Below are 20,614 nucleotides of genomic sequence, written 5' to 3'. Positions count from 1 at the left end.
GCTATTGGCTTATGCCGGACGAGCCGCCCGAATCGCTGTCAATGGCGCGCGTGGCGCTGAAGCCGGCGCTCATCGTGACGCGGAACGCGGACAACACCTTCTGCACCTGCGTGAACGGCGCATCCGAAATATAGATGGCCTGGCCTTCCTGCACGGTGAATTCTCGAGCCAGCGCCACTTGCTCCGGACGCGTCAGATCGAACTGGTAGACCACCGGCAACAGATCCGGCTTGCCCTCGGCGCCAGCCTTGGCGGGCGTGAACAGGAACACGGAACGCGGATCCGCCAGCTTGTCGTCCAGGCCGCGGGAATCCGCCAGCGCATCCAGCACGCTGTAGTTGCGCTTGCTGATGGCCACGCGCCCCTGGGTGCCGGCGGCGCCCAGCACGGTCAGGTACTCTTTCGAGTCATAGGCGGTGATGACATCGCCCGCGCGCAGCAGGATGTCGTTGTTCTGGTTGCGATAGATATCCGACAGCCGCACCGACGCCACCTGGTTGTCACGGCGCAGGCTGATGACGAGCTGCTCGGGGTTCGTCTGCACCGGCGCGGCCTGGGCCAGCGCGCTGCTCAGGCGCTGCGAGGTCTGGGTGATGGGATACATGCCGGGCTTGGTCAGGTTGCCCTGCACCGTCACCATCTGGCCGCGCGCATCCGCGGCGCGCGTCACGCTGACGTCGGCGCCCACGACGAGCCTGGCCAGGCGCGCGACAACGGCGTCATGCAACTGCGCCAGGGTCATGTTGGCGGCATGGAACTTGCCCAGAATTGGGAAGCTCACATTCCCCGCCGGGTCTATCTCCTGGTTTCCCAGGTCGCTCACGCCGGACGGATCCGCCGCGAACACGCCCAGCCCGCCGCGCTCCCATACCTTCACGTTGATGCCGTCACCGGGAACCAGGCGGTCGAATCCGGCCTGCGTGAGATCGCGGTAGCGCACGGGAAAGTCGGCCACGTCGGGCACCCGGCTGGCCTGCACCAGTTCGCGCGACACGGGCATCACGATGACGTCCTTGTCATCGTGCGCGCCCGTCATTTCGCTCAGCATCGGGCCGGAACGGGGCAGCTGGCACCCCGCGAGAGTCAGCGTGGCAAGAACCACCATGGTCAGGGCTGCTTTGCGCCGCAGCCCTGAACCCGGGACGTACATATGCATAAGATCCTTTCGTTTGCGCAGCTTGATCGGTTGGACGTCAATCAGGCTTGCATCAGGCGCATGGGCTCGATATCCATGCGTTCGTCGTTCTCGGACACCACGGGCATGCACAGGCCCATGAACTTGGTCAGCATGGCATCGAGCGAGAACAATTTCTGCGCCCGGTGACGGCTGTGGTCCCTCAGCTGCTCGTTGCTGCGCACCTGGTCCACCATGGACGCGACTTTCTCGCATGCCTCGTGCAGGTCCGGGTGATCGACGCAGCTGAGCAGGTGGCCGGTCTCGTTCTCCACAAAGCACTCGCCGGCGCCGCCCGCGGGAGTCGAGATCACCGGCACACCCACCAACTGGGCTTCGATCAGCACGTTGGGCAAGCCTTCGTAGCGCGACAGCAGGACGCTGGCATCCATTTGCGAATACCAATAGCCCACGTGGTTGGAAAGACCGACCAGCAACAATCTGTCCGTCACGCTCAGCTCTTCAGCCAAGGCCTCGATGTTCTCGCGCAGGCGTCCGTCGCCGACGATGACGAAGCGCGCCTGCGGCCTGTCCTTCAGGTACATCGCCGCCAGCTTGATCCATAGCTGTGGCCGCTTGTCCGGCTCCAGGCGGAACACGCCGCCTATCGTCTCGGTGGCATCGTTCGTGCTTTCCTGGAAGGCTTTCCACTTTTCCTCATCCACGGCCGAGGCGTCCGTCGACAGATCGGGCACGCCGTTGTACAGGATGTGAAAGCGCGTGATCGGGATGCCCAGCCATTCCGAATAGGCTTCCGCGGCCTTGCAGCTGTTGCTGACGAAAACCACCCCCGGCACCTGGGCCAGCGCCTGGTAGAGCTCGGGATATTCCTCGCGGAAGCGGTCCTTGCGGATGTTCGGCGGCAGTCCGCGGAAGACCAGATGTATGGTCGGAGCGCCGGCCAGCAGCGCGGCCAGCGCGCCGAACAGGCAGGTCCCGTCCTGCCACAGGCTCACCACGTCGAACGGGTTCTCCCGCAGCACAGGCGTAAGCCGGGTCACGCCGTAGTGCACCGGAGGCGGCAACTGCTCCAGCAGACGGCTCAGGCTGCCTTCGGGCACGGATTGATGAGACACCGAAACGGCTGGCAGCTTGTTGATTTCCGTGACCGGGATCTGTGCCTTCACCAGCACCGGCAGGAAGAAATCCAGCCCCTGCTTCTTGGTGGAGCCCGCTGGCTCGGTGTGCTGCTTGACCATGACTTCGACTTTCTTCGGCATCATGATCACGTCGGCCGGCCGGCGCTCGGGGCACTCGGCCAGGCGTGTCAGTTCGCCCGCAAGCCGCGTCAGCTGGCGCTCGGCGCCGCCGGGCCCGAGGCTGCCCGTCACCAGCGCGACCGACACCGGCTTCTCCGCCGACTGATCCACGATCTTGCGGTCGCGGAAGTGCAGGATCGCATGCTTCATCGACACGATCCTGACATCCTTGCCCACCAGCCCTTCTTCCGATTCGAAGCGTTGGTAGAAGGCGTAGTCGCTGGCCAGGTCGTTGGCCAGCTCCGCCGCCTTGCTGCCGGGCGTCAGGTGCTTCATGACGGGCGCGATCGCATCGAACGCGTCGGCCAGCAACCCGCGCTTGCGCAGGCGCTTGGCGAACTCGACGCGCATGTTGCGGTCGGTGTTCTCGGAAATCAGCCGGCGAAAGAGTTCGTCGGACTGCTCGTGCGCACGGATGTCGCTCAGCAGCTTGGCCCGCGCGAACAAGCGATTGGGATTCTGCGTCGAGGGCGGAAGATGATGATCGACCAAGGCCAAGGCCTCATCGATCTTGCGTTCCTTCACCAACCGAGTCGCGCAGTAGCGCACGATCAGGAAATCGTCCGGGCACTCCTGCAACAGCGTGGCCCACTGCTCGGCCATGCCTTCGTTCAGGCCCGCCGCCTCCTTCAGCCTGAGCAGCAGGAAGCGGACCTTGGAATCGGCCATGTGGTCGCGCGCCAATTCCTGGGCGCGGGGCAGGTTTTCCTGGGCGACTTGAACCCGCACCGACGCCGTGACGATCTCTTCCAACCGGGCTTGCACCGCTTGCAGATCGGATGCAGCCTCCGCTCGCTCGGTAGTCAATGGGGGATTCATGCTGCCTTCCTCCGGTTGATCTTCTCGATCCACACGAGGCAGCGTTCGATGTAGTGATCGAACTGCGCCGGATTCTCGGAACGTTCCTGCAGCTTGCGCCAGTACGGCAGGGCCTGTTCGAAGCGATGCAGGCGCATGGCGCCCACGGCGGCCAGGCGCAAGCCGATGGGATCTTCCGGAACCAGCTTCAGGATGCGCTCGCCCAACGCCAGGCGTTCGGTCGTGCTGGCCGAATCCAGCGCACGCGCTTCGGCGTACAGCACGGCGATGATGCGCCGCTTTTCATGGTCGACTTCCGACATGCCGGGCCAGGACTGCGCGACGCGCTCCAGCAGATTCCAGGCCGCCTGGTGATCGCCGGAGGAAAGAATCTCCCGCGCGCCGCGGATGGCGCGGGGTCCAAGCCTGCCCAGCTGGCGCTGCGCTTCGTCCTTGGCGCCCTGGTCCGCGCCGGCATGGTCGAGCACGGTCTTGTAGGCGTCGATGGCCTCGCCATACCAGCCGCCGTGGAAGGCCACCCGCGCAAAATGCAGCTGGGTGCTGAACGAGGCGGACTCGCCGGCGGCAGCCTGCTCGAGGTGCCGCATGGCGGTCTTCTTGTCGCCCAGCGCATCGGCCGCGCGGCCGCGCATGGCATGCAGCTCCGGGAAATCGATCTGGCTGTCCAGCGCGATGTCGGTAAGGTCGATGACTTCCTTGTGATTGCCCGCCACCAGTGCGGCCCGCACGCCCAGGCGCATCGCGCGCTCGAAGGCGCGCTGGGCGCGCACGCCGGCTAGCGCATCGGGAGTCAGCAGGCGGTGCGCGCAGATGCGCTCCGCGGCATCGCGCAGGCGTCCTTCTTCCAGCGCGCGGTTGCCTTCCTCGGCCCAGGCTTGCGACTGCGAATTCAGCCAGGCGACGATATCTTCCTGCTCGCTGCTTGCCAGCTTGCACGAAACCGCCAGCGTGGCGGCGGCCATGATGCCGCCGCGCCACGAAGCTTCCTTGACCAGCTCCAGCGCGTCGACATCATTGAGCGCGGGCGATTCGGACGCCAGGTTGCGCAGTCCGGCGCGATCGCCGGCCAGCAGCCGGTCGCGCCACAGCATGGCGAAGCCGCGCCCGTACGCAGGCATGGCCGCGCGGACCTCGTGGATCCAGCGTATGGCGGATTCCATGTCACCGCTGGCCTGCAGCAGCGCGAGCACGGTGTCGGCGGCTTCCACCGCGACCGCGTCTTCCGGGGAAGAGATGCGGAACAGCTGCTTCCAGTTGCCCAGGGTCTCGTCCACATAACCCAATTGGCCCGCGGAAATCGCCGCAATGCGCACGATTTCGGGGGTTTCGATCTCATCGCCCAGCAAGCCGGCAGCCAGCGAGTACGCCACGTCATGGCGTCCCAGCTTGAACTGGTTGCGCATCAGGATCTGCTCTGCCTTGCTGCCGGACGCCACCGCGCCGTCGGCGCTGCCCAAGAGCGCCAACGATCCTTCGTAGTCGCCCAGTTCTTCCTGGATGCGCGCAAACAGCAGCGTGTGGTCGGGCAGGCCGGGATGGCGGCGCAGCACCTCGCGCACGCGGCGCGAGGCTTCGCGCAGTTCGCCCGAATCCCAGAGTTTCTCGATGCGATCGGCGCTTTCGTCGGCGGAAAGCTTGGGCGCGGAGGGCTGCGTCGTCGACGCATCCAGGCGCGGACGCATGTAGGTCTTGAACCACTCTGCGCACAGGCGCTCGGCGAAAGCCGGCGTGTAGTGGGTCAGGTCCAATCCGCCATTTTCCATGGCCTCGGACTGGCCGATCTTGTTCATCAGCGGCGTCGGGTCGTAGCAAGGCACGCCGATGCGCTGCGCGCTGACGAGCACCGCGGCGATCAGTTGCTGGCGTTGCTCGATGGGCGCGTTGTCCGGCGTCATGGCATTGACGTGCGTGACAAACACCACTTTGTCGCGGCCCAGCAGATCGACCAACTGGTTCATTTCCTGCTCGATCTCCTCATCCGTCTGGTCGCGCTTGACGATACGGGCGAGCAGATTGCGGTCGTCCGGCGTGAGCGCCTTGAAGACCGGCTCCTGGTCCAGCAGCGCACGGCGCTCGGCCAGACGGTCGGCGTGGGCCATGGACCAGAACATCCGGGTGCGCGTGCGGTCGGCGAAGAACTCGCTGAAGTAGCGCACCAGGTAGTTGGACTGTATCGGGTAGCCGTCTATGGTCAGCAGCTTGCGCGAAGACAGTTCGACCACGTAGAGGTCAGCCGGCTTGTGGGCGCCTTTGCGCGCCTGCTCGCCATTCGAAGGCCGGAAGATCACGCGCTGGACGTCGGCAGGGATGTCGCCCTGGCCAAACATGAATCGCGCCTGCTGCAGCGCCTCGGCGCTGGTGTGCACGAAACCGTAGTTGCGCCCGAGTTGCAGCTTGATCGGGTAGCGGCCCACGGCATCGCGCAGCGGCGTATGGATGCGGCAGGTTCCAATCGGAGCGGTGGTAAAAGCAGCCATTCGGAGGCTCTCCTCTAGTGATCGATAGTGAGCCTGAACTTAAAGAGTCCAGTACAGGAGGTCGGACTGAAGCCGTTTGCTGTCCAGCACGGACTTCAGGTCGCACACCATGCCGCCGCTCTTGACCAGCGTGGGCAGGTCGTCCCAGATGGAGTCCATGGTTTCGCGGTGCGGCACCGCCAGGATCAGCACGTCCATGTCGCGGAACTGGTCGCGTTCCACGAGCTTGATGCCGTACTCGTGCTCCATCTGTTCCGGGTCGACCATCGGGTCGCAGGCGACAGGAGTGATGCCGTATTCGCCCAGGGCGTTGTAAAGGTCAACCACCTTGGAGTTGCGGATGTCGGGCACGTTTTCCTTGAACGTCATGCCCAGGATGCCGACGCGGGTCGTGGCATTGAGACGGCCGTTGCGGGCCAGGGTCTGGACCACGCGCGAGGCCACATGGCTGGCCATGCCGTCATTGATGCGGCGGCCCGACAGGATGACTTCGGGGTGATAGCCGAGCTCCTGCGCCTTGGACGTCAGGTAGTACGGATCGACGCCGATGCAGTGTCCGCCCACCAGGCCGGGCGAGAACTTGAGGAAGTTCCACTTGGTGCCGGCGGCTGCCAGCACTTCCGAGGTGCGGATGCCGACCAGATCGCAGATCTTCGACATTTCGTTCATCAGCGCGATGTTGATGTCGCGCTGGGTGTTCTCCAGCACCTTCGCCGCCTCGGCGACCTTGATGGAGGAAGCGCGGTGCACGCCGGCGTCGATGATCTTCTCGTATACGCCGGCAATGACCTCCAGCGATTCCTCGTCCTGGCCGGACACGATCTTGACGATCTTCTCCAGCGGATGCTCGCGGTCGCCCGGATTGATCCGCTCGGGGCTGTAGCCCAGCTTGAAATCGACGCCGCAGCGCAGGCCGGACACTTTCTCCAGCTCCGGTCCGCAGATTTCCTCGGTAGCGCCGGGATGGACGGTGGATTCAAAAACCACGATGCAGCCGGGGCGCAGCACGGGGCCGATCGAGCGGCAGGCGCGCACCAGCAGCGAAAAATCCGGGTTGTTCTTTTCGTCGACGGGGGTCGGAACGGCCACGACGAAGAAATCGCAGCCTTCCAGTTCCGAAATCTGGTCGGTGAACTGCATCGGGGAGGCCAGCAACACGTCGCGTTCGATCTCGCCGGTCCAGTCATCACCCTCTTTCAGCCGTGCGATTCTCCGCTTGTCCACATCAAAGCCGATGACATCAAAGCGCTTGGAAAATGCGACGGCTACGGGCAGGCCGACATATCCAAGGCCACACACTGCGATTCTCTTTACCACGGGGGACCTCACTGTTTTCGTCGTGTCGGAGACACTAGAAATTGACACCCGGGGGCACGAGATCGATGCAGAATCGAATATGTTTGCCCCGGTTCGGGCGGGCGTATTGCTTAAGAATATTTACAGCTCGATACTTGATCAGACGTGCCAAGCGGCGAGCCAACGAATCGTATAGGTAGCAAACAGCGAAATTCTTTCTAAATATTTTTATTGCTGTGCAAGTAAGTCGGATTCGTCGCAATAAACCCCGGGAAATCCCTCAAATAATTACATTCATTACATAAACCGCAACATGACCCGCCATTGAGTTTGTTAGCAAATATATAAAAGGGTTTTTCTTGGTCCGGTTTAACCAAAATGAAAAAACATAATGCCGGCGCGGGGTTATTTATTAATGGCCGGCGCAATGTCATATTCAAAAACAGCCTGGCTACAGTCATTATTCAGAAATAACAAAGACTGACGCCCGTCCGCAGCACAAGTAAGTATTCGCACACGAGCCGCCCGAAAAGCAAAAAGCCCACCGAGCGGGTGGGCTTTTGCTCTATACGGCTGCGACTGTCCGGCCTTACTCCACCGTCACGCTCTTGGCCAGGTTACGCGGCTTGTCCACGTCCGTGCCTCGCGCGCACGCCGTGTGGTACGACAGCAGCTGCAGCGGGATGGTGTGCAGGATGGGCGAGAGCTTGCCGTAGTGCTCCGGCATGCGGATCACGTGCATGCCTTCGGCGCTCTGGATCTTGCTGTCGGCGTCGGCGAAGACATACAGCTCGCCGCCGCGGGCGCGCACTTCCTGCATGTTGGACTTCAGCTTTTCCAGCAGCTCGTCCTTGGGCGCGATGGTAACCACGGGCATGTGCTCGGTCACCAGGGCCAGCGGGCCGTGCTTGAGTTCGCCGGCCGGGTAGGCCTCGGCGTGGATGTAGCTGATTTCCTTGAGCTTGAGCGCGCCTTCCAGGGCGATCGGGTAGTGCATGCCGCGGCCCAGGAACAGGGCATTTTCCTTGGACGCGAAGCGGTCGGCCCAGGCCATGATCTGCGGCTCCAGGGCCAGCACCGAGCCGATGGCCACGGGCAGGTGGCGCAGCGCCTTCAGGTGTTCGGCTTCCTGCTCTTCGCTCAGATGGCCGCGCACCTGCGCCAGCGCCAGGGTCAGCAGGAACAGGGCGGTGAGCTGGGTGGTGAAGGCCTTGGTGGACGCCACGCCGATCTCGACGCCGGCGCGCGTGATGTACGACAGCTTGCACTCGCGCACCATGGCGCTGGTGGACACGTTGCAGATGGTCAGCGTGTTTTCCATGCCCAGCGAGCGGGCGTGCTTGAGGGCGGCCAGGGTGTCGGCGGTTTCGCCGGACTGCGAGATGGTGACCACCAGCGAGCGCGGGTTGGGCACGCTGTCGCGGTAGCGGTACTCGCTGGCGATTTCCACCGCCACGGGGATCTTGGCGATGGACTCGATCCAGTACTTGGCGGTCAGGCCGGCGTAGTAGCTGGTGCCGCAGGCCAGGATCAGCAGGGAATCGACGTCCTTGAAGATCTTGTAGGCCTGGTCGCCGAACAATTCGGGCGTGATGGCTTCGATGTCCTGCAGCGTGTCGCCGACGGCGCGCGGCTGTTCGAAGATTTCCTTCTGCATGTAGTGGCGGTAGGGGCCGAGTTCGGCCGCGCCGGTATGCACGTGCACGGTGTGGACTTCGCGGTCCACGTTCTTGCCGTTGGCGTCCACGATCCAGACGCGCGAGAGCTGCAGGTCGACGACGTCGCCGTCTTCCAGGTAGATGATCTGGTCGGTGGTGCCGGCCAGGGCCAGCGCGTCGGAAGCCAGGAAGTTCTCGTTCTGGCCCACGCCCACGACCAGCGGCGAGCCTTGGCGCGCGCCGACCACGCGGTGCGGCTCGTCGCGGCAGAACACGGCGATGGCGTAGGCGCCATGCAGGCGGCGCACGGCGTTCTGCACGGCTTCGAACAGGTCGCCGGCATACAGGTGGTTGACCAGGTGCGCGATCACTTCGGTGTCGGTCTGGCTTTCGAAGACGTAGCCCACGGCCTGCAGCTCGGCGCGCAGTTCGTCGTGGTTCTCGATGATGCCGTTGTGGACCAGCGCGATGCGCGGCTCGTCGTTGCCCAGGCGCGAGAAGTGCGGGTGGGCGTTGTGGGTGGCCGGCACGCCGTGCGTGGCCCAGCGGGTGTGGGCGATACCGGTGAAGCCGCTGACCTTGTCCTGCGCAACCTGTTCGGCCAGTTCGGCCACGCGTTGCGTGCTGCGCGTGCGGCGCAGATGGCCGTCGGCGTAGACGGCGACGCCGCAGGAGTCGTAACCGCGGTATTCAAGGCGCTTGAGGCCTTCGACGAGGATCGGGGTGATGTCGCGCTGGGCGACGGCGCCAACAATGCCGCACATAGGAGAGTGCTCCGGTAAGTTCGTGTACCGACGCATTGTGCTCGTCCCCGCAAGAAATTTGATTTCTTTATACTGATAAAAATGGAAGTTAATTCCCTTACATGATTGTGATTAAATAATATTTCTTCAAGATCATTTTTTTGAAATTAATCATGCAAAACGCACAGATTTCCCTGCCAGAGCTGGACGATCTGGACCGGCGCATTCTTGAACAGTTACAAGAAGACAGTTCGCTGACCAACCAGGAGCTGGCGCAACGCGTGCATGCCTCGCCCCCGACCTGCCTGCGGCGGGTCCGCCGGTTGGTGGACGAAGGGGTGATAGACAGGCAGGTGGCGATCCTGTCGGCGGAAAAACTGGGCAGCACGCTGACGGCGATCGTGGAGATCACCCTGGACGTGCAGGCGGCTGAAAGCCTGGACGCGTTCGAGCAGAGCATGCTGACCGAACCCGCGGTGCTGCAGTGCTACCGGGTGTCGCCGGGGCCGGATTTCGTGGTCATCGCCCAGGTGAAGGACATGCCGGCTTATCACGCGCTGGTGCACCGGGCCTTTACCGCGCAGGCCAATGTGCGCAACGTGCGCACCTTCTTCTCGGTGCATCGCGCCAAGTTCGAGACCCGGATAGATCTGCGGACCTGACGCGCGGCGGATCAGCGGCGGGCGATCAGGCGCTCGAACTGCGCCAGGTAGCGGTTGCCCATTTTCTGCACGTCGTGCTCGTCGCGCACGTAGGCGTAGGCGCGTTCGGTGACTTCCTGGCGGAAGGCCGCGTCGTCCAGGCAACGCGCCATGCCCTGCGCCATGGCCTGGAAATCGCCCACGGCGCACAGCACGCCGCGTCCGTCGGCCAGGCTTTCCTTCAGGCCGCCGGCATCGGTGGACACCACTGGCACGCGTTGCAGGAAGGCGTCCAGCACGCTGCTGCCCAGGGCCTCTTCCTCGGAGCTCATGACGAACACGTCGAGGATGCTGTAGAAATCTTCCACGCCCTTGCGAAAGCCTGCAAAGCGATAGACGTCCTCGATGCCGAGCTTGCGCGCCTCGTCCTTGGCCTGCTGCTCGCGGTCGCCGCCGGCGCCGAAGTGCAGGAACACGAAGTCGCGGCGCGTCTTGGCCAATTCGGCCACGGCGCGCACCAGCGTGACCGGATCCTTGTCGCGGATCAGCGCGGCCGACGTGGCCATGACTTTCTTGCCGGTCAGGTCGAATTCGCGCACCAGCCGGGCGACATTCTCGGCGTCGATCTGGTGCGGCTCGACGGCGCTGCGGATGATGACGGGCTCGATCCCCAGGCGGCGCGGTTCGCCCGCGGCCATCTCGCTGATCGCCACGAACAGGTCGGCGTGGCGCCATTTGAAGCCGGTCTTCCATTCATCGCCGGGCTTGACCACGAAGGACGTGCGGCGGGAAAAAGCCACTGGCCGGCGGTGCAGCCATTTGGTCAGGACCGCCCAGGTGATGGTGTTGGCGGTCTGCGCGTGGACGATGTCGTAGCGGCCTGCGCCAGCCAGGAAGGCCAGCTGTCCGGGCACGTTGCGGCAGGTATGGGCCACGAAACCCTCCTGGCGCGCGCGCTCGGCCAGCGGCGCGCCTTCGCGGCACATCACTTCGACGTCGTGGCCAGCCTTGCGGAATGCGCGCATGCAGTACAGCGTCTGCCGTTCGCCGCCGCGCCAGCCCTTCTCGAAGTTCAGCTGCAGGATCCTCATGCGCGGCCGATGCCCGAGTACTCGAAGCCCAGGCCGCGCACGTCCGCGGGCGTATAGAGGTTACGTCCGTCGATGATGAGCGGGGTCTTGAGCAGGGCTTTGACGCGGTCGAAATCGGGCGCGCGGAAGACCTTCCATTCGGTCGCGATCAGGAGCGCGTCAGCGCCGTCCAGCGCGTCGTACATGTCGGTGGCGAAGCTGATGCCGGGCTTGCCGGCCAGCGCGCGCGCGGCCTCGTGCATGGCGACGGGGTCATAGGCGCGCACCTCGGCGCCGCGGCGCGTCAGTTCGGCGATGACGGTCAGGCTGGGCGCTTCGCGCATGTCATCGGTATTGGGCTTGAAGGACAGGCCCCATAGCGCGATCTTGCGGCCCTTGAGGTCTTCGCCGAAACGCGCCACCAGTTTTTCGGACAGGCGGAATTTCTGCGCGTGGTTGGCAGCCTCGGCGGCCTCGATGACGCGCATGGGCAAGGCGTTCTCGGCAGCGGTGTTGACCAGCGCCTGCACGTCCTTGGGGAAGCAGGAGCCGCCGTAGCCCGCGCCGGGGTACAGGAAGTGATAGCCGATGCGCGGGTCGGCGCCGATGCCGCGGCGGACTTGCTCGATATCCGCGCCCAGGGCTTCAGCCAGGTTCGCCATTTCGTTCATGAAGGAAATGCGCGTGGCCAGCATGGCGTTGGCGGCGTACTTGGTCAGCTCGGCCGAGCGCACGTCCATGACCATCAGGCGGTCGTGGGTGCGCTGGAAGGGCTCGTAGATGCGGCGCATGACGCCGATGGTGTAGTCGTCGTCCGCGCCGACCACGACCCGGTCCGGGCTCATGAAGTCGTTGATGGCCGCGCCTTCCTTCAGGAATTCGGGGTTGGACGCCACGCTGAAGGGGATCTCCACGCCACGCGCGGCCAGTTCACGTGCCACCACGTCACGCACCTTGTCGGCGGTACCCACCGGCACGGTGGACTTGTCCACGATCAGCTTGCGCGACGTCATGTGGCGCGCGATGTTCTGGGCGGCGGCCAGCACGTACTTCAGGTCGGCCGAACCGTCCTCGCCGGGCGGGGTGCCGACGGCGATGAACTGCACGTCGCCAAAGGCCACGCTCTGCGCGACGTCGTCGGTGAAATGCAGGCGGCCCGCCTGCACATTGCGGCGCACCAGGTCTTCGAGGCCCGGCTCGTAGATGGGAATGCCGCCCTGGCGCAGGAGGGCGATCTTCGCCGCGTCCACGTCCAGACACATGACGTCGTTGCCCATGTCGGCCAGGCACGCCCCCGACACCAACCCCACGTAACCGGTACCCACGACCGTGATCTTCATGCCTGAACGCCTTCAAAATAGGTAATCGTTGCGCCGGGTGACTGAAACCCGGCGCCGGCCGTCATTATAGAAGCGGCCGAGGCCCGGGCCCGCCGGCGCCGTAAAGACGGTCCCTCGGGACCGCCCTAGGTCCGCAGCTTGCTGAAGCGGACCGTATTGACCACCACCGCCAGCCCGGCGCAAATGGTGCCCAGCACCAGCGCCAGGCCCGGGCCATGGGCCAGGCTGATGCTGAACGCGATCGCGACCAGCGCCGTGCCGAAGCTCTGGCCGAAGACCCGGGTGGTGGCCTGCAGGCCGCCCGCCGCGCCGCTGCGCGAACGGGGCGCGGCCGACAGCATGGCGCGGTTGTTGGGCGTCTGGAAAAAGCCGAAACCCATCCCCGCCACGAACATGCCCGCGACGATGGGCCAGTTCGACACCGTGGCCGGCAGCGCCGCCAGCCACAGCATGCCGACCACCATCGCGGCCGCGCCTATGCCGCTGAGCGTGGCGGCCGAGTAACGGTCGGACAGCCGGCCCGCCAGCGGAGCGATGAGGGCGGTACCCACGGGCCAGGCGCCCATCAGCATGCCCACTTCCAGATAGGGCCGGCCCAGCACCTGCTGGAAATAGAACGGCAGCGACACATAGGACGCCATCTGCGCGGCGAAGGTGCAGGCCGAGGCGCCCACCGCAAAGGCCAGCGGACGGATGCGCAGCAGGTCCACCGGCACCAGCGGCGCCGGCTGCTTGCCGACGCGGCGCACCAGCACGAAGCCGATAACCGTGGCGATCGCCACCAGGCCGATGCCGCGCAGCAGGTCCATGCCCATCATGTCCACGCCCGAAATGAAGACGCCCAGGGTCAGCATGCACAGCAGGGCGCTGATCCAGTCCAGCTTCACGTCGTTGCGCGGCACTTCCGGCAGATGGCGCAGGCCCAGCATCGTCAGCGCGCAGATCGGCAGGTTGACGGCAAAGATCCAGGGCCAGGGCGCCACCGACAGGATGGCCGAGCCGATGGTCGGCCCCAGCACCGACATGATGGCCACGGTGGTGGCGTTGATGCTGATCCCGCGTCCCAGCAGCTTCAGCGGATAGATGTTGCGCACCAGCCCGCCGAACATGCACATGAGCGACGCCGCGCCTATGCCCTGGAACACGCGCGCCGCCGTCAGCTGCCACAGCGTGCCGGCCAGGGCGCAGCCCAGCGAGGCCAGGGTGAACAGCATCAGGCCGAAGGTGAACATGCGGCGAAAGCCGATGCGCTCGGCCAGCGCCGACAAGGGCAGCAGCATCATCACCACCGCCAGGTTGTAGGCGTTCACGATCCAGACCGCCTGGGCCGGCGACGCATTGAGGTCGACGGCGATCGTGGGCAGGGCCACGTTGGCGATGGTGGTGTCCAGAACCGACAGGCTGATGCCTGTCATCACGGTGGCCGCCGCCCAGTACCGGCGCGGCGTCGGCAGGCCGTCGGGCGGCGCGGGCTTGGCGCCGTTGGCCGGCGCCTCTCCGCTCTGCCCCGTCACGATTTCTTGACCGGGCGCTGCCATCCGTCGACGGTGACCTGCTTGGCGCGCGACACCGTCAGTTTCTCGGCCGGCGCGTCGCGGGTCAGGGTGGTGCCGGCGCCCAGCGTGGCGCCGCGGCCGACGCGCACCGGGGCCACCAGCTGCGTGTCCGAACCGATGAAGGCGTCATCCTCGATGACGGTGCGGTGCTTGTTCACGCCGTCATAGTTGCAGGTAATGGTGCCCGCCCCCACGTTCACGCGCGCGCCGATGTCGGCGTCACCGATGTAGGCCAGGTGGTTGGCCTTGCTGTCCTCGCCCAGCACGCTCTTCTTGATCTCGACGAAGTTGCCGACATGGCTGCGATCGCCAAGTTCGGCGCCGGGACGCAGACGGGCGTACGGGCCGACGCGCGCATCGCGGCCGACCTGGGCCTGCTGCAGATGGCTGTAGGCTTCGATGTGCGTGCCCGGGCCGACGCTGACGTCGCGCAGCACGCAATGCGGGCCCACGCGCACGCCGTCGGCCAGCGACACCTGGCCTTCGAACACGCAGCCCACGTCGATGAACACGTCGCGTCCGCAGGTGAGCGAGCCGCGCACATCAAAGCGCGCCGGGTCAGCCAGGGTGACGCCCGCTTCCAGCTGGCGGCGGGCCTGTTCGGCCTGCCAGCGGCGTTCCAGTTCGGCCTGCTGCACGCGGCTGTTCACGCCCAGCGTTTCCCAGGACGCACCCGGTTGGGCCGCGCCCACCGGCACGCTGTCGACCACCGCCAGGCCGACCACGTCGGTCAGGTAGTACTCGCCCTGGGCGTTGTTGTTGTCGATGCGGGACAACCAGTCCTTCAGCTTCGCGGTCGGCGCGGTGAGGATGCCGGTATTCACTTCCTTGATCTCGCGCTCGGCGTCCGAGGCGTCCTTGTGCTCGACAATGCGGCACACGTTGCCGCTGGCGTCGCGCACGATGCGGCCATAGCCGGTGGAATCATCCAACACTTCGGTCAGCACAGCGGCGCCGGCGCCGCGCGCTGCCAGCAGGCGCTGCAGGGTTTCGGGCTGTACCAACGGCACGTCGCCGTAGAGCACCAGGGTCACGTCGTCCTTGCCATCGCCCTCAAGCAGCAGCGGCACGGCCTGCTGTACGGCGTGGCCGGTGCCTTGCTGCGGCTGCTGCAACACGAAGTGCAGGTCCGCCTGGCCTTCGTAGGCCTGCTTGACACGGTCCGCGCCGTGGCCGACCACGACGATGATGCGCGCCGGCTTCAGTTGGCGCGCGCTGTCCAGCACGTGGCCCAGCATCGGTTTGCCAGCCAGCGTGTGCAGCACTTTGGGGAGATCGGACTGCATGCGTTTACCCAGTCCGGCGGCAAGAATTACTACGTTAAGCATAGGTTCCAGTATGTTGAATGGCGACCGAGAGGCCGTGCGGCCATCTCGCCCGACGATTGAAAGAGAGGACCGACGCTAGTTGGCGTCCGGTCCGGTTTTCTTGGCGGCCTTGCGGGGCGCGGCGGACTTGCGGGCCGCCGGCTTGGACGCCTTGGCGGCGGGCGCGGCTGCAGCCTTGGAATCGCCCGGTTTGGGATTGGATTTGGCCGCCGCATCCGCGCCGGGAGCGGCAGGCGCCGCCGGCATGGAAGCCGCGGTAGCGGCGGCGATCTGGTTGAACTGCTGCTGCAGCAGATCCCACCAGGCCTTGGAAGCCGATTGCGCCGCGGCGCCCATCTGCTCGCTCATGCCTGGCGCGGCGGATTGCTGCTGCCCCGCAGCGCCGGTGGCTTCCTCGTCCTTGTTCTTGCCGCCCTCGGCGGCAGAACCAGAGGCCGCCGCCTTGGTTGCGGACTTGGGCGCAGGTTTCAGACCCAGCACCACTTCCAGCGGCGAGGCCGCGCCGCTGTCCTGGAAGGCGCTCATGTCCATGCTGGCCGCGCTGTCCACGAAGGCTCGCAAGGTGCTGATGGTAGAGCGTTGGACTTCCATGCCCTGAATCGTCCCGGACAACATGGACAGGTTCATGCGCAGCCAGTTTTCCACCGAACGTAATTCGGCGATACGGCGGTCCAGGTCTTCCAGGTTCATCGGGGGAGCCATGGGCAGGCTGCTGGCCAGACCGCCAGGTCCGGTCAGGCCCGCCCAGGCCTGGCGCATCATTTCCATGCTGGCCAGGAGCGGGTTGCCCGACAGGTCGGAATGCTGGCCCATGCCGGGCAGAACGAACGGGTTCGTGTGTTGGTCGCTCATTCCTGGTCTCCCCTAAGACAGATATCGCCGGCAGGCGGGATCATCCGCGCAGCAGCTGATTGTTCTCCACGCGCACATGATCGCCGGACGCAAAAGCGAACGGCTGCGCGCTGCGGAACTGCCGCGTGCTGCCGTCATTCATGCGCACCGTGAGTTCATAGTGCGTCACCGTTTGTTGCTGTCTGATATTACGCTCAACTTCACGGCCTGCCAAAGCGCCGCCCACCGCGCCCAGCACGGTCAGGGCCGTCTTGCCGCTGCCGCCGCCGAACTGGTTGCCCACGACACCGCCGACCACGCCGCCGCCGATGGTGCCGATGAGGTGGTCGCTATTGTCCTTGACGGGGACCTGCACTTGTCGGACCGATTCCACCACGCCGCAGGTCGCGCAGGCTTGCGGCGCGGGCGATTGGGGCGCGGGACGCTGGGCGGGAGCTGGCGCCTGCGCCTGAGCCTGCGGACGCGGCGCGGCGGACGCCTGGGCCCCTTGTTGCGCGGGCGCGGGCGGCACGGCGGCCTGCGGCGCAGGCGCCAGGTTGGCGCCTTCCGGCCCGGCCTCGGCCACCGGCTCGTCGGCATGCGGGTTGGCCGAAGGCGAGGGCAGCCAGCCCATCACGGCGGCCACGCCCACCGTGCACATGACGATGACGGCGATTGCGGCCGCGGCGACCAGGGGATGGATGGCGCGGCGCGCAGATTCAATTTTGGCGGATGTATTCATGACGATGCTCCATCGTTACTAACCGGCAGTGGTATAGCACCCAGGCACGGTTTCGGCGTGTTGCGATGGTGACGCTTCTTTGCAGGACTTGCGCGGGTGGACAGCATTGCCCATTCGTGGACAATAGCCGGATGGATCCCATTACCCTGCCCCAGCTCGAACAGGCCATCAACTACTGGCGCAATGTTTCGCCGTCGGTGGGCGACGAGTCCCGCCTGTGCCCCGAGGCTGCCGCGCTGGCCACCCCTTACGCGCTGATGATCATGGCGCATCGGCGCGAGATCCCCGCCGCCGAACTGAGCGAGCCGGCCCGCGCCGCGCTGGCCGGTTGGGCCGCCGCCGGCAAGTAGGCCAGAGGCGGGCGCGCCTGCTCAATCCTTGAGCAAGGCTTTGATGTCCTGCGTCAGGGCTTCCACCCCGATGTTGTTGTTGGCCAGCACGCGCGATTCGCCCTTGCCGTCCAGCAGGTAGAACGCGGCCGTGTGGTCCATGGTGTAGCTGCCGTCCTTGGTGGGCGCCTTGGCGTAATAGGCCTTGAAGGACGCGGCGGCCTTCTTCACCTGGTCCGGCGTGCCGGTCAGCCCCAGGAAGCGCGGATCGAAGGCGGTGACATACTGCTTGAGGACTTCAGGCGTGTCGCGCTCGGGATCCACCGAAATCAGCAACACCTGGACGCGGTCGGCGTCCGGACCCAACTTCTTCATGACCTCGGTCAGCTCGGCCAGCGAGGTCGGGCACACGTCCGGACACTGCGTGAAGCCGAAGAACACGACCACCACCTTGCCGGCGAAATCGGACAACTGGCGCGTCTTGCCGTTGTAATCGACCAGCTCCATGCCACGACCCAATTGGGTGCCGCTGATGTCGCTGCCCTTGAAGACGGGCTTGCTGTCGCCGCAGGCGGCCAGAGCGGCGGTGAAAGCGGCGGCTGCGCCCAGGCGCAGGACCAGCCGGCGGCTGGTGGAAAACACGGACATCGACAACCTCCAGGGGATCAGCGCAGCAGGCCGACCCAGTGGTCCACCAGCAGGGCGCCGAACAGCAGCGCCAGGTAGAGTATGGAAAAACGGAACATGCTGCGCGCCAGCTCGTCGCTGTAGGCGCGATACAGCCGCCACGCATAGGAAACGAACATGCCGCCCAGCACCAGCGCGGACGCCAGATAGAGTTCGCCGCTCATGCGGATGGCATAGGGCAGCAGCGTGGTGGCGACCAGCGCCACGCTGTACAAGAGGATGTGCAGGCGCGTGAACTGGTTGCCATGCGTGACCGGCAACATGGGCAGGCCGGCCTTTTTGTAATCGTGGTTGCGGTAAAGCGCCAGCGCCCAGAAGTGCGGCGGCGTCCAGATGAAGATGATCAGCACCAGGATCCAGGCCTCGGCCGGCACCGAGTCCGCCACGGTGGCCCAACCGAGCGCGGGCGGCATGGCGCCCGACAGGCCGCCGATGACGATGTTCTGCGGCGTGCGCGGCTTCAGGATGACGGTATAGATGACGGCATAACCCACGAAGGTGGCGAAGGTCAGCCACATGGTCAGCGGATTGACCAGGTGATACAGCACGAACATGCCGGCGCCGCCCAGCAGGCCGGACATGCTCAGCACCTGGAACGCCGAAATCGTGCCGCGCGCCGTGCCGCGGCGCGCGGTGCGCAGCATGCGGGCGTCGATTTCCTGTTCGATCAGGCAATTGATGGCGAAAGCGGCCGCGGCCAGCAGCCAGATGCCCAGCGTGCCGAACAGCACGCGGCGCATGTCGGGAATGCCGGGCGCCGCCAGGAACATGCCGATCACGGCGCAAAACACCGCCAACTGCGTCACACGCGGCTTGGTGAGGACGAAATACTGGCGGAACAATCCGGGCTGGGGAGCAGCAATACTGGTCATAGTGGGCCCTATTTTAAACGCGCACCGAATTGGGGCCGTAGCCCCCGGCGGGCGCACGTCCAGCTGTGGACAAACGCACCATCAACACCACCGCGGCCAGGGTCAGGCCGGCGGCGCCTCCATTGTGCAGCACCGCGATCAACAGCGGCCACTGGAAAAAGATCGTGGTCAGGCCGGTCAGCAGCTGCGCGCCCAGCAGCGCCAGCATCAGCGTGGCCGGGCCGCGCAGGCCGGGCTCGGCGCGCAGGCGCCAGGCCAGTATGCCCAGGTACAGGAACACCACGAAGGCAAAGTTGCGGTGGACCCAGTGGATCGCGGTCAGCGCCGGCTGGGAGATCATCTCGCCCGAGGGCAATTCGCCCAGCGCCCGGATGACCGAATAGCCGCCATGGAAATCCATTTCCGGCACCCAGGCTCCGTGGCACATGGGGAAGTCCATGCAGGCCAGCGCGGCGTAGTTGGTGCTGACCCAACCGCCCAGGGTCACCTGCACCAGCAGCAGGGCAAAGCCCCCGGCCACCCAGGGCTTCCAGCGCGCGGCCGCCGCGGCCACGGCCAGATGCGGACGCTCGCGCGCCGACAACCAGGTCATCAACGCCAGCACCGACAGGCCGAACACCAGGTGTGCGGTCACGACGACGGGCATCAGCTTGTGGGTCACGGTCCAGGCGCCGAACGCGCCCTGCACGCAAACCGCGATCAGGGTCACGACGGCCAGCTTGGGCGAACGGCCCAGCTGGCTACGGTAGCGCCAGGCCATGTAGACGATGGCGATGATCAGCATGCCCAGGATGGTGCCGACATAGCGGTGGATCATTTCGATCCAGGCCTTGGACAAGGTGACCGGGCCGAAAGGCATGGCCTGCGACGCTTCGTGGATGTCGCCCATCGCGCCCAGCGGCGTCACGCTGCCGTAGCAGCCGGGCCAATCGGGGCAGCCCAGGCCGGAGTCCGTCAACCGCACGAAAGCGCCGAACATGATGAGGTCCAGCGTCAGGAACCAGGTAAAGAAAACAAGCTTGCGATAACGCGCTTTGATGCGTTCGATTTCCATAAACATCCAATCTGCGGCGCCGCGCGCGACGCATTAAAACCATCCTGCCCCAATCCGGGCCGCCATGGAGCCGGCTGTGCCGGTCCATGCACGGCGCCCGCTCGGCGCCCCCCTTGAGGGGGAAGCGCCGCAGGCGCTCCGGGGGTGGTTACCCAATTCTCGAGCTGTACACCAGCTTGCTGATGTCCTTGCGCACCTTCACGCCATCGGCCTCGGCAGGGTACTGCATCATCAGGTTGCCCAGCGGGTCGATCACCCAGATCGGCGCCTCCAGCCCGGGCTGGCCCGCCGCAGTATCGCGCGCCAGCAGGAACCGCGCCAATTGGTCCGGATTCGCGCGCACCATGACCGTGCCCTTGTAGGCTTCCAGCACCTTGTCCGGCACGGGCGCATCGTCCGTGATGAACCAGACACGCGCCAGCCGGTCGACGTTCTTGCCCTGGCTGGCATGGCTGTTGCGCGCAATGAAGAGCTTGCGGGCGCAGCTTTCCGGGCAAGCGCCGCCGTCGGCGGCCACCAGCAGCCACTTGCCCTTCAGGCTCTGCAGGTCGAAAGGCTGGCCATCCAGCGTGGTCAGGCGCAATTCCGCGGCCGCGGGCATGGGCCGCTGCGGATTCAGGAGCGCGCCGTAATTGCTGGACTCATCGGGCCACCACTGCGGATTCATGTAGACCACGACCGCCGCGACGATGGGCGCCAGCGAGCACAGGAACACCAGCAGCATCGGCATCAGGGAGC

The 20,614-nt window shown here is 65.5% G+C and carries 17 protein-coding genes; 2 read left to right on the top strand and 15 right to left on the bottom strand.

Annotated features, from left to right (window positions below):
- Nucleotide 1: 1 nt before the first annotated feature.
- From IAG39_RS01100 to glmS, 5 genes are all read right to left on the bottom strand, one after another.
- Nucleotides 2-1,156: a polysaccharide biosynthesis/export family protein gene (locus IAG39_RS01100; protein WP_059376915.1), complete on the bottom strand. Its 1,155-nt coding sequence runs from the start codon at nt 1,154-1,156 to the stop codon at nt 2-4.
- A 41-nt stretch (nt 1,157-1,197) separates the two neighbouring features.
- A complete protein-coding gene (locus tag IAG39_RS01095; RefSeq protein ID WP_059376913.1) occupies nt 1,198-3,252 on the bottom strand; it encodes a glycosyltransferase in 2,055 nt (684 codons plus the stop codon).
- Nucleotides 3,249-5,729, bottom strand: coding sequence for a hypothetical protein (locus IAG39_RS01090; RefSeq protein WP_118932273.1), 2,481 nt, complete (start codon nt 5,727-5,729; stop codon nt 3,249-3,251). Before IAG39_RS01090 ends, IAG39_RS01095 begins: the two co-directional genes overlap by 4 nt.
- 39 nt (nt 5,730-5,768) lie before the next feature.
- On the bottom strand, nt 5,769-7,028 hold the full coding sequence (locus IAG39_RS01085) for a nucleotide sugar dehydrogenase (RefSeq protein ID WP_118932272.1): 1,260 nt from the start codon (nt 7,026-7,028) through the stop codon (nt 5,769-5,771).
- A gap of 586 nt (nt 7,029-7,614) precedes the next feature.
- The gene (gene glmS, locus IAG39_RS01080) at nt 7,615-9,447 is read right to left on the bottom strand and encodes a glutamine--fructose-6-phosphate transaminase (isomerizing) (protein ID WP_118932271.1); all 1,833 of its coding nucleotides are present in this window, start codon (nt 9,445-9,447) and stop codon (nt 7,615-7,617) included.
- Nucleotides 9,448-9,599: 152 nt separating this feature from the next.
- On the opposite strand from glmS, the gene IAG39_RS01075 reads away from it, so the two are divergent.
- Complete coding sequence (locus IAG39_RS01075) at nt 9,600-10,088, top strand: Lrp/AsnC family transcriptional regulator (protein WP_118932270.1); 489 nt, start codon at nt 9,600-9,602, stop codon at nt 10,086-10,088.
- Between the two features lie 11 nt (nt 10,089-10,099).
- On the opposite strand, the gene IAG39_RS01070 is transcribed toward IAG39_RS01075, so the two are convergent.
- The 6 genes from IAG39_RS01070 to IAG39_RS01045 all read right to left on the bottom strand — a co-directional run bounded on the left by IAG39_RS01070 (nt 10,100) and on the right by IAG39_RS01045 (nt 16,934).
- Complete coding sequence (locus tag IAG39_RS01070) at nt 10,100-11,158, bottom strand: glycosyltransferase family 4 protein (protein WP_118932269.1); 1,059 nt, start codon at nt 11,156-11,158, stop codon at nt 10,100-10,102.
- Nucleotides 11,155-12,477 carry a UDP-glucose dehydrogenase family protein gene (locus tag IAG39_RS01065; RefSeq protein ID WP_118932268.1) on the bottom strand — a complete coding sequence of 441 codons (1,323 nt, stop codon included), beginning with the start codon at nt 12,475-12,477 and terminating at the stop codon, nt 11,155-11,157. The genes IAG39_RS01070 and IAG39_RS01065 overlap by 4 nt, the downstream gene beginning before the upstream one ends.
- 125 nt (nt 12,478-12,602) lie before the next feature.
- A complete protein-coding gene (locus IAG39_RS01060) occupies nt 12,603-14,015 on the bottom strand; it encodes an MFS transporter (RefSeq protein ID WP_059376892.1) in 1,413 nt (470 codons plus the stop codon).
- Nucleotides 13,988-15,361, bottom strand: a complete 1,374-nt coding sequence (gene glmU, locus IAG39_RS01055; RefSeq protein WP_118932267.1) for a bifunctional UDP-N-acetylglucosamine diphosphorylase/glucosamine-1-phosphate N-acetyltransferase GlmU — start codon at nt 15,359-15,361, stop codon at nt 13,988-13,990. Before glmU ends, IAG39_RS01060 begins: the two co-directional genes overlap by 28 nt.
- Nucleotides 15,362-15,436: 75 nt before the next feature.
- Nucleotides 15,437-16,213 (bottom strand): PhaM family polyhydroxyalkanoate granule multifunctional regulatory protein, encoded by a 777-nt coding sequence (locus tag IAG39_RS01050; protein ID WP_118932266.1) that lies wholly within the window; start codon nt 16,211-16,213, stop codon nt 15,437-15,439.
- A 40-nt stretch (nt 16,214-16,253) separates the two neighbouring features.
- Nucleotides 16,254-16,934, bottom strand: a complete 681-nt coding sequence (locus tag IAG39_RS01045) for a glycine zipper 2TM domain-containing protein (protein ID WP_059376884.1) — start codon at nt 16,932-16,934, stop codon at nt 16,254-16,256.
- 131 nt (nt 16,935-17,065) lie between these two features.
- Here IAG39_RS01045 and IAG39_RS01040 point away from each other — a divergent pair, with 131 nt between their 5' ends.
- A complete protein-coding gene (locus IAG39_RS01040) occupies nt 17,066-17,284 on the top strand; it encodes a DUF3717 domain-containing protein (protein WP_059376882.1) in 219 nt (72 codons plus the stop codon).
- A gap of 21 nt (nt 17,285-17,305) precedes the next feature.
- Here IAG39_RS01040 and IAG39_RS01035 read toward each other — a convergent pair whose 3' ends face one another.
- The 4 genes from IAG39_RS01035 to IAG39_RS01020 all read right to left on the bottom strand — a co-directional run bounded on the left by IAG39_RS01035 (nt 17,306) and on the right by IAG39_RS01020 (nt 20,606).
- Nucleotides 17,306-17,911: an SCO family protein gene (locus IAG39_RS01035; RefSeq protein ID WP_118935101.1), complete on the bottom strand. Its 606-nt coding sequence runs from the start codon at nt 17,909-17,911 to the stop codon at nt 17,306-17,308.
- Nucleotides 17,912-17,928: 17 nt separating this feature from the next.
- On the bottom strand, nt 17,929-18,822 hold the full coding sequence (gene cyoE / locus IAG39_RS01030) for a heme o synthase (RefSeq protein ID WP_059376878.1): 894 nt from the start codon (nt 18,820-18,822) through the stop codon (nt 17,929-17,931).
- Nucleotides 18,823-18,835: 13 nt separating this feature from the next.
- Nucleotides 18,836-19,870: a COX15/CtaA family protein gene (locus IAG39_RS01025; RefSeq protein ID WP_059377620.1), complete on the bottom strand. Its 1,035-nt coding sequence runs from the start codon at nt 19,868-19,870 to the stop codon at nt 18,836-18,838.
- A 154-nt stretch (nt 19,871-20,024) separates the two neighbouring features.
- On the bottom strand, nt 20,025-20,606 hold the full coding sequence (locus tag IAG39_RS01020; RefSeq protein ID WP_054455444.1) for an SCO family protein: 582 nt from the start codon (nt 20,604-20,606) through the stop codon (nt 20,025-20,027).
- Nucleotides 20,607-20,614: the final 8 nt, after the last annotated feature.

The sequence above is a fragment of the Achromobacter xylosoxidans genome (genome assembly GCF_014490035.1).
GTDB lineage: Bacteria > Pseudomonadota > Gammaproteobacteria > Burkholderiales > Burkholderiaceae_B > Achromobacter > Achromobacter bronchisepticus_A.
Note: the sequence above shows the minus strand (reverse complement) of the source record. Positions and strands in the feature narration are given on the sequence as shown.

Excerpts from the sequence above, each read along its gene's own strand:
- IAG39_RS01100 (WP_059376915.1), bottom strand. The coding sequence starts at position 1,156 with ATGCATATGTACGTCCCGGGTTCAGGGCTGCGGCGCAAAGCAGCCCTG.
- IAG39_RS01070 (WP_118932269.1), bottom strand. The coding sequence starts at position 11,158 with ATGAGGATCCTGCAGCTGAACTTCGAGAAGGGCTGGCGCGGCGGCGAA.
- glmS (WP_118932271.1), bottom strand. The coding sequence starts at position 9,447 with ATGTGCGGCATTGTTGGCGCCGTCGCCCAGCGCGACATCACCCCGATC.
- IAG39_RS01035 (WP_118935101.1), bottom strand. The coding sequence starts at position 17,911 with ATGTCCGTGTTTTCCACCAGCCGCCGGCTGGTCCTGCGCCTGGGCGCA.
- IAG39_RS01060 (WP_059376892.1), bottom strand. The coding sequence starts at position 14,015 with ATGGCAGCGCCCGGTCAAGAAATCGTGACGGGGCAGAGCGGAGAGGCG.
- IAG39_RS01050 (WP_118932266.1), bottom strand. The coding sequence starts at position 16,213 with ATGAGCGACCAACACACGAACCCGTTCGTTCTGCCCGGCATGGGCCAG.
- cyoE (WP_059376878.1), bottom strand. The coding sequence starts at position 18,822 with ATGACCAGTATTGCTGCTCCCCAGCCCGGATTGTTCCGCCAGTATTTC.
- IAG39_RS01075 (WP_118932270.1), top strand. The coding sequence starts at position 9,600 with ATGCAAAACGCACAGATTTCCCTGCCAGAGCTGGACGATCTGGACCGG.
- IAG39_RS01090 (WP_118932273.1), bottom strand. The coding sequence starts at position 5,729 with ATGGCTGCTTTTACCACCGCTCCGATTGGAACCTGCCGCATCCATACG.
- IAG39_RS01065 (WP_118932268.1), bottom strand. The coding sequence starts at position 12,477 with ATGAAGATCACGGTCGTGGGTACCGGTTACGTGGGGTTGGTGTCGGGG.
- IAG39_RS01020 (WP_054455444.1), bottom strand. The coding sequence starts at position 20,606 with ATGCCGATGCTGCTGGTGTTCCTGTGCTCGCTGGCGCCCATCGTCGCG.
- glmU (WP_118932267.1), bottom strand. The coding sequence starts at position 15,361 with ATGCTTAACGTAGTAATTCTTGCCGCCGGACTGGGTAAACGCATGCAG.
- IAG39_RS01095 (WP_059376913.1), bottom strand. The coding sequence starts at position 3,252 with ATGAATCCCCCATTGACTACCGAGCGAGCGGAGGCTGCATCCGATCTG.
- IAG39_RS01040 (WP_059376882.1), top strand. The coding sequence starts at position 17,066 with ATGGATCCCATTACCCTGCCCCAGCTCGAACAGGCCATCAACTACTGG.
- IAG39_RS01045 (WP_059376884.1), bottom strand. The coding sequence starts at position 16,934 with ATGAATACATCCGCCAAAATTGAATCTGCGCGCCGCGCCATCCATCCC.